The following is a 16,280-nucleotide window of genomic DNA, read 5'->3' on the forward strand; positions in this document are numbered from 1 at the left end:
ATGGTACAAAGTAGCGGCGTTTCAACGACTTTGTCGATGGGGAGCGCTCCCCTGCGCGCCTGTGTTCGGCAACACCGATGCCCCTCGTGGAGAGATCAAAGGCCTTCCGGCACGATCAGCCGCGCCGCGCCCGGTCCTGTTGGTTCGAGTTCCCAACCGGCCTCGCGGCAGAAGTCCGACAGCTCTTCCGCATCCTGCAGCGCCGCCGCCCGGTCGGGCTGCGACGAGGCGCGCGTGATGAGACCGCGGGTGAAGAGGCCCTTGCCTCGCTTGTTGAAGTGGTTGAGTGAGCGCACGGCGCCGTCGGCGGACCTCGAGACGACGTCGATGGACACATGCTGCTGAGCGGCTTCGACGGGCCCGAGCGCGGAATACGCCTTCGATCGAAGGTCCACCACAAGACCTCTGTGCGCCGACAGCGCCTGGCTCGCCGCTGGAGCCCACCGGCGTGCGGCCGCGACACCGCCGAGCCGTGACGCCGCAGAGAGCCGGTAGGCTGGGATGCCTTCTCCCCCGCCGACGAGCCCAAACAGGGCGGAGTGAACCGCCACGTGGTGCGCCGCCCAGCTCAGCTGGGACGCCGTCAGGGTCGGGGCGTCGAGGGCGTCGTAGAGCACACCTGTATACCGGAGCAGCGCTGGCATGCGAGGGGCTGAGCGGAGCGTGCGGTTCCTGTTGAGCTCGATCTCCGCTTGCTTCTCGGAGATCTTGAGCACCTTGCGGGCTGTCTCGCGGTCGTGGGAGAGGCTGTGCAGCTCGCTGACGACGAGCTCACGCGTCGCCGCGAATGTCTCCGACCAGCTGAGCCCGCCTGCTTCCGGGCTCTCGACCAATTCGCCCGTGAACGCAGCGTTGCCGCCGTCCCGTTTGGTTTCGGACGGCGGCAACAGCAGCAGGAGACCTTCGGTCACTCCCCGGAGACGAGTTCAGCCTCGCCGGCGACGACCGTGACGACGTCGCTGTTCACCGAGAGGAAGCCGCCCTCGGCGTTGGCGACGATCTTCGATCCGTCGGAAGCCGTGATGCGAACCTGTCCGGCACCCAGGGCAGCGAGCACAGGCTCGTGGCCGGAGAGGATTCCGATCTCGCCCTCGGAGGTGCGAGCGACGACCATGGTCGCGCTGCCTTCCCAGACGAGCTTGGTTGCTTCGACGACCTTGACGGTCAGTTCGCCTTTGCCTGCCATGACTATGCGTTGTCCTTCTGCATCTGCGCCCACTTCTCTTCGACGTCGTTGATTCCACCGACGTTGAAGAAGGCCTGCTCGGCGACGTGGTCGAAGTCGCCCTTGGCGATGGCGTCGAACGACTCGATGGTCTCCTTGAGCGGAACCGTCGAACCCTCGACACCCGTGAACTTCTTCGCCATGTAGGTGTTCTGCGAGAGGAACTGCTGGATGCGGCGAGCGCGGGAGACGGTGATCTTGTCTTCCTCGGAGAGCTCGTCGACACCGAGGATCGCGATGATCTCCTGCAGTTCCTTGTTCTTCTGGAGGATCTGCTTGACCTCGGTCGCGACCCGGTAGTGGTCGGCGCCCAGGTAACGGGGGTCGAGGATGCGGCTCGTCGACGTGAGCGGGTCGATGGCCGGGTAGAGGCCCTTCGAGGCGATCTCTCGCGAGAGCTCCGTCGTGGCGTCGAGGTGGGCGAACGTCGTCGCGGGGGCCGGGTCGGTGTAGTCGTCAGCAGGCACGTAGATGGCCTGGAGCGACGTGATCGAGTGGCCACGCGTCGACGTGATGCGCTCCTGGAGCACACCCATCTCGTCGGCGAGGTTGGGCTGGTATCCAACGGCGGACGGCATGCGGCCGAGCAGCGTGGAGACCTCGGAACCGGCCTGCGTGAAGCGGAAGATGTTGTCGATGAAGAGCAGCACGTCCTGCTTCTGCACGTCGCGGAAGTACTCAGCCATGGTGAGGGCCGAGAGCGCGACGCGGAGTCGAGTTCCCGGCGGCTCGTCCATCTGGCCGAACACAAGCGCGGTCTTGTCGAAGACGCCTGCTTCTTCCATCTCGTAGATGAGGTCGTTGCCCTCACGCGTGCGCTCCCCGACACCGGCGAACACCGAGACGCCGCCGTGGTCCTGTGCGACGCGCTGGATCATCTCCTGGATGAGGACGGTCTTGCCGACACCGGCTCCACCGAAGAGGCCGATCTTTCCACCCTGGACGTACGGGGTGAGCAGGTCGATGCTCTTGATGCCGGTCTCGAAGAGCTCGGTCTTCGACTCGAGCTGGTCGAAGGCCGGGGGCTCGCGGTGGATGGGCCAGCGCTCGGTGATCTCGTAGGGCTCGGAGATCATCGTCTCGTTGAGCACTTCACCGGTGACGCTGAAGACCTTGCCCTTGGTGACGTCGCCGACGGGCACCGAGATGGGGGCTCCCGTGTCGCGGACTTCCTGGCCGCGGACAAGTCCGTCGGTCGGCTTGAGCGCGATGGCGCGGACGAGGTCGTCGCCGAGGTGCTGTGCGACCTCGAGCGTGAGCTTGAGCGACTGGTCGCCGAGGCTGACCTCGGTCTCGAGCGCGTGGTAGATGCCTGGGATGGCGTCATGCGGGAACTCGATGTCGACAACGGGACCCGTGACACGGGCGATCCGGCCGACACCGGCCGGAGCCTTCGTGTCTTCCCTGTCGGAGACGATGTGCGTCGTCATGTCTTGTCCTTTTCTTGCGTGTTCGCGCGGTTATGCGGTTGCGAGCGCGTCCGCGCCGCCCACGATCTCGGAAATCTGCTGCGTGATCTCTGCCTGGCGCGCGTTGTTCGCGAGCCTGGTGTAGTCGCGCACCAGGGTGTCTGCGTTGTCGGAAGCCGCGCTCATCGCGCGCTGACGGGCAGCGTGCTCGGATGCGGCGGAGTGCAGCATGGCGTTGAAGAGGCGCGCCTGGATGTAGTCGGGAAGCAGTGCGTGGAGCACCGTCTCCGCATCCGGCTCGAACTCGTACAGCGGGAGCAGCGGGGCCTCTTCCACGACGTCGTCGCTTTCGACGACCTCGAGCGGCAGGAGCCGCACGACGGTCGGCGTCTGCGTGACCATCGACTGGAACCGGTTGTAGACGTAGTGGATCTCCTCCACGCCGCCTTCTTCGAACGGAATCGTGAACCGTTCGACCAGTGCCTCGCCGAGCTCCTTCGCGGTCTGGAAGACCGGGAGGTCCGTCGAGCCCGTCCACTGCTTCTCGCTCGCGCGCTTGCGGAAGGCGAAGTAGCCGACCGCCTTGCGCCCGATGAGGTAGTGGACGACTTCCTTGCCCTCTGATTCGAGGAGGTTCGTGAGGCCCTCGGCCTCGCGAAGCACGCTCGAGGAGAAGGCTCCGTTGAGGCCTCGGTCGCTCGTGAAGACGACGACCGCGACGCGGCGGACCTCTTCACGCTCGGTGACGAGGATGTGATCGATGTCCGTGTAGCTGGCCACTGCCGAGACTGCCTCGGTGATCGCCTGCGCGTACGGGTTCGACTCGGCCATGCGTTTCCGCGCCTTGGTGATGCGCGAAGTGGCGATCAGCTCCATGGCGCGGGTGACCTTCTTCATCGTCTGGGCAGACTTGATCTTCTGCCGGTAGACCCGAAGTTGTGCTCCCATGCTTCTCCTGTGCTCGTCGTCGAAGTCGTCGAGGGCGCCTAGCGGCGCTTCTTGACGATCTTCTCCTGCTCGATCTCGTCAGCGGCGACCTGTTCGGCGCTTGCGACGAGCGGAGTTCCGTCGTTCTTGAGGTACGTCTTCACGAAGGCGTCGACACCGTCGGCCATGGCCTTCAGCGTGTCGTCTTCGAGCTTCCCGCTGTCGCGGAGGAGGCTGAGGACGTCGGTGTTGCGCTCGAGGTACTCGAGGAGCTCGCGCTCGAAGCGGAGCACCTCGTCGACCGGGACGAGGTCGAGCTTGCCGTTGGTTCCGGCCCAGATCGCGACGACCTGCTGCTCGACGGGGTACGGCGAGTACTGCGGCTGCTTGAGGAGCTCGGTGAGGCGTGCGCCACGCTCGAGCTGCTTGCGCGTCGTCGCGTCGAGGTCGGACGCGAACATCGCGAAGGCCTGCTGCGAACGGTACTGGGCGAGTTCGAGCTTGAGCGTTCCCGAGACCTTCTTGATGTGCTTCTGCTGCGCGTCGCCACCGACTCGCGAGACGGAGATTCCGACGTCGACCGCAGGACGCTGGTTGGCGTTGAAGAGGTCGGACTGGAGGAAGATCTGGCCGTCCGTGATCGAGATCACGTTGGTCGGGATGTACGCGGAGACGTCGTTGGCCTTCGTCTCGATGATCGGAAGACCGGTCATCGAGCCTGCACCCATCGCGTCGGAGAGCTTCGCGCAACGCTCGAGCAGACGGGAGTGCAGGTAGAACACGTCACCCGGGTAGGCCTCGCGGCCCGGCGGGCGGCGCAGGAGGAGCGAGACGGCGCGGTAGGCCTCAGCCTGCTTCGACAGGTCGTCGAAGACGATGAGGACGTGCTTGCCCTCGTACATCCACTGCTGGCCGATGGCCGAGCCGGTGTACGGAGCGAGGTACTTGAAGCCTGCAGGGTCGGATGCGGGAGACGCGACGATCGTCGTGTATTCCATTGCTCCGGCGTCTTCCAGCGCGCCCTTGACGGAGGCGATGGTCGAGCCCTTCTGGCCGACGGCGACGTAGATGCAGCGAACCTGCTTGTTGACGTCGCCCGACTCCCAGTTGGCCTTCTGGTTGATGATGGCGTCGATCGCGATGGCCGTCTTGCCGGTCTGGCGGTCGCCGATGATCAGCTGTCGCTGGCCACGGCCGACGGGGATCATCGCGTCGATGGCCTTGATGCCGGTCTCGAGTGGCTCGTGCACCGACTTGCGGTCCATGACGCCTGGAGCCTGGAGCTCGAGGGCGCGGCGACCGGACGTCGCGATCTCGCCGAGTCCGTCGATCGCGTTCCCGAGCGGGTCGACGACGCGGCCGAGGTAGCCGTCGCCGACTGGGACGGAGAGGACCTCGCCGGTGCGGCGGACTTCCATGCCCTCGACGATGCCCTGGAACTCGCCGAGGACGATGACGCCGATGCTGCTCTCGTCGAGGTTCTGGGCCAGGCCGAGCGTTCCGTCGGCGAAGGTGATGAGCTCGTTGGCCATGACGCCAGGGAGACCCTCGACGTGCGCGATGCCGTCCGAGGCGTCAACCACGGTGCCGACCTCGGTCGCCGTGGCGCCTTCCGGACGGTATGAGGAAGCGAACTGCTGAAGCGCGTCGCGGATCTCATCCGGATTGATTGTGAGTTCTGACATGTTCTTCCCTTGTCGTCCGGGGCCTCGCCCCGAGAGTTTCAGTGCGTGAGGCTCAGGCGAGCTGCAGGCGGAGGTTGTTGAGTCGAGCGGCGACGCTGTCGTCGATCACGTCATCGCCAAGCTGCACGCGCAGGCCGCCGATGATCTTCGGGTCAATGACCGTCGTGACGGAGACGCGTCGGTTGAAGCGACGCGTCAGTCCCGCCTCGAGCTTCGCAAGCTGCTCGGGGGCGAGCGGACTCGCCACCGTGACCGTTGCGACCGAGCGGCCTGCCTGGTCGGCAACCACTTCGCCAGCCCACGTGAGGAGGCGGCGCGTGCGGCGACCGAGCGGGTTGCCCACGAGCTCACGGAGGATCAGCAGGCTTGGCGCGCTGATCTTGCCCGCGAAGAGACGTTCGATGAGCTGCGACTTGACAGCCGAGTCTCCGAGGCGCGACCCGAGCGTGAGCTCGAGCTCCGGGTTGGCGCTGATCGTGTCAGCGACCGTGGTGAGCTCGCCGGCGATCGCCGACTGCTCTCCTGCGGTCTGGGCCGTGGCACGGACTGCGAGTTCCTGCAGGCCGAGCGCGAACTCATGGTTGCTCGACCAGGTCTGGCTGACAGCGTCCTGGAGGAGCTGCAGCGCACGCGGGCCGAGGTGCGATCCGAAGACCTTCCCTGCGAGCTCGCGCCTGGCGCTGACGTCGGCGGCGGGGTTGGACAGTGCTGCGAGGAGGTGCTGGTTGGCGCCCGCCGCGTTGACCGCCGCGAACACCTGCTCAGCATCTCCAAGCTCTGCCTGGCCCCAGCCGTCGACGCTGTTCTTGAGGGCTGCCAGTGCGTGTCTGGTCGCGCTTCCCATCAGCTGTGCGTTCCTGCCTTCTGGTCGTTGTCGAGGTCGCTCAGGAACCGGTCGACGTAGGCCGTCGAACGGCTGTCCTCGCGCAGGCTCTCACCGACGACGCCGGAGGCGAGGTCGAGTGCGAGCGTGCCCACCTCGGCGCGGAGCGAGACGATCGCCGTCTGGCGCTCCGCCTCGATCTGCGCCTTTGCGGAAGCGGTCATCCGGTCGAGCTCAGCCTGCGTCTCGGCCTTCTTCTGGACCTTGATCTGGTCTGCGTCGACGCGAGCCTGCTCGCGGATCTCCGCGGCTTCGGTTCGCGCGGCGGCGAGAAGCTTCTCGTTCTCGTCGCGCTTGGCAGCGGCCTCGGCCTGAGCGATCTCCGCCTTGCGGATGCCGCCCTCGATCTGCGCTTCGCGCTCGTCGAGAACCTTGCGGAGTGCCGGGATGGCGAACTTCCAGAAGAAGAATCCGAGCACAACGAAGACGACCAACGACCAGACAATGTCATACGTAGCGGGAAGGAGGACGTTGCCGCCCTCTTCCGCTGCGAGCGTCGACGTTGCCGCCGACAGTACGAAGGTGCTCATGTGCGGACCCGCTTACTGGAAGATGAAGAACGTTGCGACGCCGATGAAGGCGAGCAGCTCGGTGAAGGCGATACCGAGGAACATGGTGACCTGGAGGCGGCCAGCCATCTCGGGCTGACGTGCCATGGCCTCGACGGTCTTGCCGGCGACGATACCGATGCCGATGCCGGGGCCGATTGCAGAGAGGCCGTAGCCGACGGTAGCGATGTTGCCGGAGATCTCGGCGAGCGTGGTGGTTTCCACAGGGGTTTCCTTCCGTATGGGTGGTGAAGCAGGTTGCTTCGCGTGAGTCAGGTGGGTCTTAGTGGCTCTTGGCGGCGGCCTGCTGGATGAAGACCGCGGTCAGGAGGGTGAATACGAAGGCCTGGAGGACCGACGCGAGGATCTCGACGAGCGTCATGACGAAGCCGCCAAGGAGCGTGGGGATGCCGAACAGCATGTCGAGGGGGCCGCCTGGGCCGTTCATCGAGTACTGGATGACGAAGAAGTTCGTCGCGCTGAACGTCAGGACGAGCAGGAGGTGGCCGACCATCATGTTGAGGAAGAGTCGCAGGGCGAGCGACACGGGGCGCACGATGAAGATGTTGATGAACTCGATCGGCGTCAGGAGGATGTACATCGGCCACGGCACACCGCTCGGGAAGAGCGCGTTCTTGAAGAACGTTCCGGGCCCGGCCTCGCGGAAGCCCGCGTAGATGAAGGCGATGTACGAGACGACGGCCAGCACGAGCGGCATGCCGATGAGCGCGGTTCCGGCGATGTTCAGGCCGGGGATGATGCCGGTGATGTTCATCGCGAAGATGCCGAAGAACATGGCGGAGAGCAGCGGCAGGTACTTATGGCCGAGCTTCTCTCCGAGGATGCCGTCCGCGATCTGCGACTTCACGAAGCCGATGGCGATCTCAGCGAGCGACTGTCCCTTGCCCGGGATGACCTTCGGGCTGCGCAGTGCAAGCCAGAAGAGGAGCAGGAGGATCGCGATCGCGAAGAGCCGCACGAGGATGATGCGGTTCAGCTCGAAGGGGGTGCCGGCGAACGCCACTGCCTCGAGGAAGAACTCGTGGTCAAGCGACGGCGGGTGGAAGATGCTGTTGTCCTCCGCGGCAGCGATGAAAACTGGCAGATTCAGGGCTGAGGCGAACAGAGCACTCTCCTGTCTCGGGGCGCAGCTGTCTTTGCTGCGCTTCGATGAGTTCGGGCGGGTGAGCACACGAGAAGGACCCCTTCTCGGCGCACCTGGATCAGCCTATCAAGAAATCCCCAGGCAGGAGTGCAGTTCGGGCCTCCAGAGCCAACTTTTCTACTATTTGTCGTCGCCGGGCAGGCGCACGTCGCTGACGTTGCCCATCCGCCCGCGCACGACGCAGACGACGTCCACGATGACCGTCGCGATGACAGCCACGACGAGACACAGCCAGAGGGTGAAGAGGTGGACGATCGGCAGGTCCCTGATGAGGAAGAGCGCGCCGAGGAACACGATGAACTTGAGGATCCAGGCGCCGAGGATGGTCGCCATGAAGAAGATCTGATCGAGGTGCGAAGCCAGGATGACGGAGACGACCGTGATACCCGTGAAGAGCAGCGTGATGGCCGCGGCGAAGAGCGCGCTCCACAGGCCGTTGATCCCGACCGCGAAGAAGCCAGCGGCGCCGCCGATGACGGCGACCGCGATGGCGACCACGACGGACCACTTCAGGATGCTCTTGAAGATGGGCACGGAGGTGGGGGTCGTAGAGGAGTTCATGCGTCCATTCCGGATTCTGGTGCTGCCTTGAGCAGCGAGGCGTGTGCATCGGCGAGCTCGTCGTGGGCGTTCTCGCCCGGAGCCTTCTGCGCGTGGCGCTCCCTCGACTTGCGCCGGCTGAGCGGCGCGATCGTCACGAGCGTGCAGAGCACGAAGCCGACGACGACGAAGCCGATGACGAGGCCGATGGGGATCGAGATCAGATCGGCGGCGAACGCCATGAGCGCCCCCACCGAGACGACAGCCGTCCAGGAGTAGAAGACCACGACCGCCCAGCGCTGGGAGTGACCCATGTCGAGCAGGCGGTGGTGGAGGTGCTTCCTGTCGGCGGTGAAAGGCGATTTGCCCGCGCGCATCCGTCGGAACACTGCGAGGGAGAAGTCGAGCAGCGGCACGATCAGCACCGCGAACGGGATGATCATGGGCAGGAAGGCGGGCCAGAGCTCCGTGCGGCTGATCGTCTGCGGGTCGACTTCGCCCGTGACCGCGACAGCGCTGGCGGCCATGAGGAGCCCTACGAGCAGCGCTCCCCCATCCCCCATGAACATCTTCGACGGGTACCAGTTGAGAACCAGGAAGCCGAGGCAGATGCCGATCACGATCGCCGAGAGCAGCGCACCCATCGTGAAGCGCCCCGTCTGCCCCGCGAACTCGCTGAGCACGTAGCTGTAGACGAGGAACACGCCGTTCGCGATGATCGCGACTCCGGCCACGAGCCCGTCGAGCCCGTCGATGAAGTTGACGGCGTTCATCACCAGGACGACGGCGAGCACCGTGATGGCGATCGACATCCACTGGGAGCCGACCGTGATGCCCCCGATCGGGAGCGAGGTGATCGCGACGCCCTGCCAGGCGAGAAGGATGGCGGCGAGGATCTGGCCTGCGAGCTTCGTCATCCAATCGAGGTCGATGAAGTCGTCGATGACGCCGATCAGCACGATGAGGGACGCGGCGCCGACGAGAGCCCATACCCGTCCCGGCTGTTCGAAGACGAGTGAGAAGAACGGGATCTGCGAGGCCGCGGCGAGCGCGAGCAGCATGCCGACGAACATCGCGACGCCGCCGAGTCTCGGCTTGGGTGTCGTGTGGACGTCCCTGTCGCGGACAGGCGGGTACCACTTGTAGCGCATCGCGAGTCGCCAGACCACGTAGACGAGCACAAGCGTGACGAGCGCCGTGCCGACCACGAGGGCGAGGTAGATCCGCACGCTAGGACTCGTGCCCCGTCGACGGCTTCGGCTGCGCCTCGGGTGCGCTGGCCACCTGCTCCGGGTTCGCAGCGACGACTGCCGGCTGCGTTTCTCCTGCCGGCTCCGGCACGGTTGCCGGTTCCGCTTCGACTGCCGGTTCCGCCGCCGGGGCATCGACCGGCGCGAGCTTGTCTCCGAGCACCTCTTCGATGAGCTCGCGTGAAAGCGCTCCCTGTCGGACGATGCGCGCGGGTTCACCGCGCGTCAGCGGGGTCGCATCGACGATCGTGGAGGGCTCGCCTCCTGCCGGGCCACCGTCGAGGAACACACCGACGACCTCGCCGAGGGCATCAAGCGCCTCCTGCGCCGTCGTCGCCGCGGGCTCGCCGTGCTTGTTGGCGCTCGAGACGGCGAGCGGTCCGGTCTCCTTGAGCAGCTCGCGTGCGAGGCGGCTGTCGGGGATGCGCAGGGCGACCGTTCCGTTCGTCTCGCCGAGGTCCCACTGCAGCGAGCCCCTGGCCTGCAGGATGACGGTGAGGGGGCCCGGCGCGAAGCGCTCGAAGAGCTGCCGCGCGAGCGCGGGGACGTTCTCGGCGAGCGCGTCGAGCGTCTCGTGGTTCGCCACGAGCACCGGCGGCGGGGTCGCGCGTGTGCGCCCCTTGGCGTCCAGCAGACGCTGGACGGCAGATGCCGAGAAGGCATCGGCCGCGATGCCGTAGACCGTGTCGGTCGGCATGACGATGACCTCGCCGCTCGCGATGGCCGTGCGTGCCGCGCGGACCGCTGCCAGGAGGTCGAGTGAGTCTGTGGTGGCGTAGATCTGTCCCATTCTTCGTCACATGATAGTCGGCTGGCCGCTTCCACCCTGGCCCGACGCGGAGAGCACGGCGGATGTGATGCGGTCCCTGCCGGTGAGGTCCTGACCGGTGGTGGCGTCGATGAAGCCGGCGTCGGCGAAGATCTGTCTGATCTCCGCCCCCTGGGAGTCCTCGTGCTCGACGATGAGCACGCCGCCCCGAGCGAGCGAAGCGGACGACCAGGTCGCGAGCTCCCGGATGAAGTCGAGGCCGTCGGCTCCGGAGTAGAGCGCATCCTCGGGGTCGTGTCGCCAGACCTCGCGGCTCTCCGGCCGATTCGCGGCGGGCACGTACGGCGGGTTGGAGACGACGAGATCAAGCGATCCGGGCGGCACCGCCGAGAAGGCGCGCGCGGCATCTCCGAAGAACGCGTTCACCTGCCCGCCGCCGAACGCCTCGACGTTCGCGCGCAGCCAGGGCCAGGCGGCACTCGAACGCTCGATCGCCGTCATGCGGATGCGACCGTGCGTCCGGGCGACGCCGAGCGCCACCGCCCCGCTCCCGGAGCCGACATCGATGCCCGCCAGGTCGGTGCCGTTCGAATCCTGGCCGAGCAGGGACACCGCGGCGGTCACGAGCGATTCGGTCTCGGGCCGCGGGATGAAGACCCCCGGGCCGACGGCGAGCTCCATGTCGAGGAAGGGCGCCACGCCGAGCACATGCTGGAGGGGCTCGCGACGGGCTCGCCTCGCCGCCGCAGCACTCACCTCCAGTGCTTCCTGCTCCGACAGCTCTCGGCCGAGCAGCGAGCGCATCTGCACCTCGCCACGTGAGATGCCGAGCACACCCGCGAGCAGCAGGTCCGCTTCGACGCTGCTCTCGGCGATGCCGGCCGCCTTCAGCTGTTCGCGAACCAGCTTTCTCTGCGCGTCTACGTGCAAGATCATGGAGAGAGTCTCCCGCACATTGACTCGCAGCGTCATGCACAGCACTCGCGCGCGAGATGATTGGGACGATTGACGCGGGCGAACGCTGCCAGCGACACCCACGAAGTTCACACAGCATCCCAGAAGGGCACGAAGTGACTGGAAAGATCTACAACGACATCACCGAGGTCGTCGGCCGCACCCCGCTCGTCAAGCTCGGTCGCATCAACGAGACCGGCGCGAACATCTTCGCCAAGCTCGAGTTCTTCGGGCCCGGGTCGTCGGTGAAGGACCGCCTCGGGCTCGGCATCATCCGCGCAGCTGAGCAGAGTGGCGAGCTGCAGCCGGGTGGCACCATCGTCGAGGGCACCTCGGGCAACACCGGCATCGCGCTCGCGATGCTCGGCGCGTCTCGCGGCTACCGCGTCATCCTCGCCATGCCCGAGACCATGTCGATCGAACGCCGACAGCTGCTCAAGGCGTTCGGCGCCGAGCTCGTCCTCACGCCCGGCCCCGAGGGCATGCGTGGCGCCGTCGCCCGCGCCAAGCAGATCGTCGACGAGACGCCGGGCGCGATCCTCGCTCGCCAGTTCGAGAACGAGGCGAACGTCCAGATCCACCGCGAGACCACTGCCGAGGAGATCTGGGCAGACACCGACGGCGAGATCGACATCTTCGTCGCGGGCGTCGGCACGGGCGGAACGATCTCCGGCGTCGGACAGGTGCTCAAGGAGCGCAAGCCCGAGGTCAAGATCGTCGCCGTCGAGCCGAAGGACTCGCCGCTCCTCACCGAGGGCAAGGCCGGCCCCCACAAGATCCAGGGCCTCGGCGCCAACTTCGTGCCAGACGTGCTCGACCGCGATGTCATCGACGAGGTCCTCGACGCGACGCTCGAGGACAGCATCCGCGTCTCCCGCGCCCTGACCTCGACCGAGGGCATCTTCAGCGGCATCTCGAGCGGAGCGAACCTCTGGGCGGCTCTCGAGATCGCGAAGCGTCCCGAGAATGCCGGGAAGAACATCGTGGTGATCATCTGCGACACCGGCGAGCGCTACCTCTCGACGGTGCTCTTCGACGACCTCCGCGACTAGCGAGTGGCACTGGCAACACCACGTCGAACGCCGGCACCCCAAGGTGTCGGCGTTTGGCGTCGCGTCAGGGAGGACATCGCGGCGACCCGGAAGAACGATCCGGCGGCCCGTTCCAAGGCCGAGATCGTGATCAACTACTCGGGCATGCACGCGCTCTGGCTGCACCGGATCGCCCACCGACTGTGGAAGCGCGCTGACACGAAGCTGCTCGCACGCACGCTCTCGCAGTTCAATCGCTTCGCGACGGGCGTCGAGATCCACCCGGGCGCGCAGATCGGTCGCCGGGTCGTCATCGACCACGGCATGGGCATCGTCATCGGCGAGACCGCGGTCGTCGGAGACGACGTGCTCATCTACCACGGGGTCACCCTGGGCGGCACCTCCGGCCACCGCGTGAAGCGGCACCCCACCGTGGGCAGCCGGGTGCTCATCGGCGCCGGGGCGAAGCTGCTCGGCAACATCACGATCGGCGACGACTCGCGGATCGGTGCGAACGCCGTGGTCACGCGGGACGCACCCGCGAACTCGGTGCTCACGGGTGTGCCAGCTCGCGTCCGTCAGCGCACTCCCGCCGAACAGGACCTCGTCGGGTACTACGAGATCTAAAAGATCTCAAGGGTCCCAGCCCCGGGACAGCGAAACGGCGGCCAGCAGTGCTGGCCGCCGTTTCGGTGCGATGTGAGCGTCGACCTCAGTCGTCGCTGCCGGAGAGGGCCGCGAGACGTGCCTCCTCGTCGGCGGCGATCGCCGACTGGATGACGGGCCCGAGGGCTCCGTTCATGACGTGGTCGAGGTTGTACGCCTTGTACCCGGTGCGGTGGTCCGCGATGCGGTTCTCCGGGAAGTTGTACGTGCGGATGCGCTCCGAACGGTCCATCGTGCGGATCTGCCCGGATCGCGCCTCCGACTCCGCTGCCGCGATCTGCTCCTGCTGGTGGGCGAGGAGCCTCGCCAGCAGCACGCGCATGCCGGCTGCGCGGTTCTGGATCTGGCTCTTCTCGTTCTGCATCGACACCACGATTCCCGTGGGGATGTGCGTGATGCGCACGGCAGAGTCGGTCGTGTTGACCGACTGGCCGCCGGGGCCGGACGAGCGGAAGACGTCGATCTTGAGGTCGTTGGGGCTGACCTCGATCTCCTCCGGCTCGTCGACCTCAGGGAACACGAGGACGCCAGTGGTCGACGTGTGGATGCGTCCCTGCGACTCGGTCGCGGGGACCCTCTGCACGCGATGCACGCCACCCTCGTACTTGAGGCTCGCCCAGACGCCGAGCGCCGGGTCGTTGGCATTGCCCTTGATCGCGACCTGCACGTCCTTGAAGCCCCCGAGGTCGCTCTCCGTCGAGGAGATCATCTCGGTCTTCCAGCCGCGCTGCTCCGCGTAGTGCGAGTACATGCGGAGGAGGTCGGCTGCGAAGAGCGCCGATTCCTCGCCGCCTTCACCGCCCTTGATCTCCATGATCACGTCACGTCCGTCGTCGGGGTCGCGCGGGATGAGGAGTCGCCGCAGCTTCTCCTGCGCGACACGCAGGTTCTCCTCCAGCACGGGGACTTCCTCGGCGAACGACTGGTCCTCCTTGGCGAGTTCCCTGGCGGCCTCGAGGTCGTCCTCGAGCTCGGCGCGGGAGGCGTCCGCCGCGAGGATCTGCGCGAGCTGGGCATACCGACGGTTGACCTTCTTCGCGCGCGCCGGGTTGGCGTGCAGCTCAGGGTCGGCCAGCTGCTCTTGCAGGTCCTCGTGCTCGGCTCGAAGCTGCCGAACGGAGTCGGCCATCTCGTGTCTGGCCATGACTATGCCTTGGCGGCGCGGATGGGCTGCTTCGCGACAGAGGCGAGGAACTCCGCGTTGGTGCTCGTGCCTGCGACGCGGGCGAGCACGGCCTCGAGCAGCAGGAGCGGGTCGCCGCCTGTGAGGGCTCGGCGGATGCTCCAGGTCGCCTCGACCTCCTGCTGCGTGAGCAGCTGCTCCTCGCGGAGCGTCTGGGAGTGCGAGATGTCGATGGCGGGGAAGACGCGCTTGTCGGCGATGTCGCGGGACAGGCGCAGCTCCATGTTGCCCGTGCCGGCGAACGACTCGAGGATCGTGTCTTCCGTCTTGGAGCCGGTGCCGATCATGGCCGTGGCGAGGATCGTGAGCGAGCCGCCGTTCTCAACGTTCTTGGCTGAGCCGAAGAAGCGGCGAACCGGGGTCAGCGCGGAGGCGTCCACGCCACCAGGCAGGATGCGACCGGATGCGGGAGCCGCGAGGTTGTAGGCGCGGCACAGCTGGGTCACGCCGTCGAGCAGCACGACCACGTCGTGGCCGAGCTCGACGAGGCGCTTCGCCCGCTCGATGGCGAGCTCCGCGACGGTGGTCTGGTCGTCGGCGGGGAGGTCGAACGTGGCCGCGACGACCTCGCCCTGGATGGTGCGCTGCATGTGCGTCACCTCTTCCGGACGCTCGTCGATGAGGACGACCATGAGGTGCACGTCGGGGCTGTTCTTCGCAACTGCGGCGGCGACCTGCTCGAGCACGATGGACTTGCCCGACTTCGGCGGTGCGACGATGAGGCCGCGGGTCCCCTTGCCGATGGGGGCGAAGAGGTCCATGAGGCGAGTGGCGACGCGGTCCTCGCTCGTCTCGAGGCGCAGTCGCTCCTGCGGGTACAGCGCGGTCAGCGAGTCGAAGTCGGGGCGCTGGCGCGGCTCTTCCGGCGACTGGCCGTTGATCGCGTCGAAGCGCACGATGGCGTTGAACTTCTGGCGGCCGTGCTGGTTCTCGCCCTCGCGCGGCTGGCGGATGGCGCCGACGACGGCGTCGCCCTTGCGCAGCTGGTACTTCTTGACCTGCGCGAGCGACACGTAGACGTCGTTCGGGCCTGGCAGGTAGCCGCTCGTGCGCACGAAGGCGTAGTTGTCGAGCACGTCGAGGATGCCCGCGATGGGGAGGAGCACGTCGTCCGCTGCGATCTCGGGCTCGGTGTCCTCCGCTCCCCCGCGTCCGCGCTTGCGGTCGCGGTAGCGACCGCCACGGCCACGACGCTGCTCGTCCGTCTCGTCGTCAGCGGGCGTGTCCTGTGCCTGCTGGCCTTCCGCGCGCCCCTGCGCCTGGTCTCCGCCGCGTCCGCGCGAGCGTCCGCGCTGACGGCGCCCGCCCTGCTGCTCGTCATCCTGCGCGTCGCCGTTGGACTCCGTGGCCGGCTCGTCCTGCTTGGCGGCGAGTTCCGCGTTGTCGGTGGTGCTCTGCTCGGTGTCGTTGGTGCGACCACGACGGCCGCGGCCGCGGCCACGCTTCCGCTGGCCTGCGCGTCCCTGGTCCTCGTCGCGTGCGTCGTCCTGCTCCGAGGCCTCGCCGCGTGCGGGAGGGAGGACGAGGTCGTCGAGCGACAGCTCCGGAGCCGCGGGCGCGGCCGGTGCGGTCGCTTCCTGAGCTGCGGAGTCATCGATGACGACGGGCGCTTCCTCATCGGTGAGAGGCGCCGACTCGGCCTGGGTTTCCGCCTCGGGCGCCGTAGCGGCCTCGACCGGTGCGGTATCCGTCTCGACGACGTCAGCTTCGAGCGATGCCACGTCGGCTTCGACGGCCGGCGCCTCGGGAGCGGCGCTTGCGCGTGCCGCCTCGATGGCGTCGATGAGCGCGCCCTTGCGCAAGCTCCGAGCGCCACGGATCTGCAGACCGGCGGCAAGCGCCTGGAGGTCCGCGACCTTCATGGAAGTGAGCGGAGCTTCCTGCTCCGCAGTGGGTGTCGTGTCAGTCATCTGCTGTGAGTCCTTACCTCTACCGCGTTCTGCGGTGTTCAGATCGAGCGAGCGGGACTTCTCACGCACTCTGAACCACATCGACAGAAATCGAGGGGGGTGCGTACTCCGCTGCTCGGAGAGTTGAAGCTGTCG

Annotated in this window: 17 protein-coding genes; 2 read left to right on the top strand and 15 right to left on the bottom strand. The window is 66.9% G+C overall.

The window, feature by feature from the left end; all coding sequences use genetic code 11:
- Positions 1-95: 95 nt before the first annotated feature.
- From ABVF28_RS03760 to prmC, 13 genes are all read right to left on the bottom strand, one after another.
- On the bottom strand, positions 96-911 hold the full coding sequence (locus ABVF28_RS03760) for a YaaA family protein (RefSeq protein ID WP_371029536.1): 816 nt from the start codon (positions 909-911) through the stop codon (positions 96-98).
- Positions 908-1,186, bottom strand: coding sequence for a F0F1 ATP synthase subunit epsilon (locus tag ABVF28_RS03765; RefSeq protein ID WP_104253476.1), 279 nt, complete (start codon positions 1,184-1,186; stop codon positions 908-910). The genes ABVF28_RS03760 and ABVF28_RS03765 overlap by 4 nt, the downstream gene beginning before the upstream one ends.
- Before the next feature lie 2 nt (positions 1,187-1,188).
- Positions 1,189-2,655, bottom strand: a complete 1,467-nt coding sequence (gene atpD / locus ABVF28_RS03770) for a F0F1 ATP synthase subunit beta (protein ID WP_104312145.1) — start codon at positions 2,653-2,655, stop codon at positions 1,189-1,191.
- Between the two features lie 30 nt (positions 2,656-2,685).
- Positions 2,686-3,582, bottom strand: coding sequence for a F0F1 ATP synthase subunit gamma (locus ABVF28_RS03775; RefSeq protein WP_104312146.1), 897 nt, complete (start codon positions 3,580-3,582; stop codon positions 2,686-2,688).
- 38 nt (positions 3,583-3,620) lie between these two features.
- Entirely contained in the window at positions 3,621-5,246 is a 1,626-nt protein-coding gene (gene atpA / locus ABVF28_RS03780) for a F0F1 ATP synthase subunit alpha (protein ID WP_104312147.1), read from the bottom strand.
- A 52-nt stretch (positions 5,247-5,298) separates the two neighbouring features.
- A complete protein-coding gene (locus ABVF28_RS03785) occupies positions 5,299-6,090 on the bottom strand; it encodes a F0F1 ATP synthase subunit delta (RefSeq protein WP_179556541.1) in 792 nt (263 codons plus the stop codon).
- On the bottom strand, positions 6,090-6,659 hold the full coding sequence (locus ABVF28_RS03790; protein ID WP_104312149.1) for a F0F1 ATP synthase subunit B: 570 nt from the start codon (positions 6,657-6,659) through the stop codon (positions 6,090-6,092). The genes ABVF28_RS03785 and ABVF28_RS03790 overlap by 1 nt, the downstream gene beginning before the upstream one ends.
- 12 nt (positions 6,660-6,671) lie before the next feature.
- Positions 6,672-6,902, bottom strand: a complete 231-nt coding sequence (atpE, locus tag ABVF28_RS03795; protein ID WP_104241494.1) for an ATP synthase F0 subunit C — start codon at positions 6,900-6,902, stop codon at positions 6,672-6,674.
- A 58-nt stretch (positions 6,903-6,960) separates the two neighbouring features.
- Positions 6,961-7,788, bottom strand: a complete 828-nt coding sequence (gene atpB, locus ABVF28_RS03800) for a F0F1 ATP synthase subunit A (protein WP_104312599.1) — start codon at positions 7,786-7,788, stop codon at positions 6,961-6,963.
- Between the two features lie 174 nt (positions 7,789-7,962).
- On the bottom strand, positions 7,963-8,403 hold the full coding sequence (locus ABVF28_RS03805; RefSeq protein ID WP_104312150.1) for a hypothetical protein: 441 nt from the start codon (positions 8,401-8,403) through the stop codon (positions 7,963-7,965).
- Positions 8,400-9,611, bottom strand: a complete 1,212-nt coding sequence (locus ABVF28_RS03810) for an MraY family glycosyltransferase (protein WP_104312151.1) — start codon at positions 9,609-9,611, stop codon at positions 8,400-8,402. The genes ABVF28_RS03805 and ABVF28_RS03810 overlap by 4 nt, the downstream gene beginning before the upstream one ends.
- Before the next feature lies 1 nt (position 9,612).
- Positions 9,613-10,422: an L-threonylcarbamoyladenylate synthase gene (locus ABVF28_RS03815; protein WP_104312152.1), complete on the bottom strand. Its 810-nt coding sequence runs from the start codon at positions 10,420-10,422 to the stop codon at positions 9,613-9,615.
- 6 nt (positions 10,423-10,428) lie between these two features.
- Positions 10,429-11,337, bottom strand: coding sequence for a peptide chain release factor N(5)-glutamine methyltransferase (prmC, locus tag ABVF28_RS03820; protein ID WP_179556539.1), 909 nt, complete (start codon positions 11,335-11,337; stop codon positions 10,429-10,431).
- A gap of 134 nt (positions 11,338-11,471) precedes the next feature.
- Here prmC and cysK point away from each other — a divergent pair, with 134 nt between their 5' ends.
- A complete protein-coding gene (gene cysK, locus ABVF28_RS03825) occupies positions 11,472-12,407 on the top strand; it encodes a cysteine synthase A (protein ID WP_244295926.1) in 936 nt (311 codons plus the stop codon).
- 9 nt (positions 12,408-12,416) lie between these two features.
- Positions 12,417-13,013, top strand: a complete 597-nt coding sequence (cysE, locus tag ABVF28_RS03830; protein ID WP_371029571.1) for a serine O-acetyltransferase — start codon at positions 12,417-12,419, stop codon at positions 13,011-13,013.
- Positions 13,014-13,098: 85 nt separating this feature from the next.
- Here the strand turns inward: cysE and prfA are convergent, their stop codons facing one another.
- Together prfA and rho are read right to left on the bottom strand one after the other, a co-directional pair.
- On the bottom strand, positions 13,099-14,181 hold the full coding sequence (gene prfA / locus ABVF28_RS03835; RefSeq protein WP_104312601.1) for a peptide chain release factor 1: 1,083 nt from the start codon (positions 14,179-14,181) through the stop codon (positions 13,099-13,101).
- A gap of 17 nt (positions 14,182-14,198) precedes the next feature.
- Entirely contained in the window at positions 14,199-16,145 is a 1,947-nt protein-coding gene (gene rho, locus ABVF28_RS03840; RefSeq protein WP_371029537.1) for a transcription termination factor Rho, read from the bottom strand.
- Between the last annotated feature and the right edge of the window lie 135 nt (positions 16,146-16,280).

It is taken from the genome of Pseudoclavibacter sp. JSM 162008 (assembly GCF_041366455.1).
Lineage (GTDB): Bacteria > Actinomycetota > Actinomycetes > Actinomycetales > Microbacteriaceae > Pseudoclavibacter.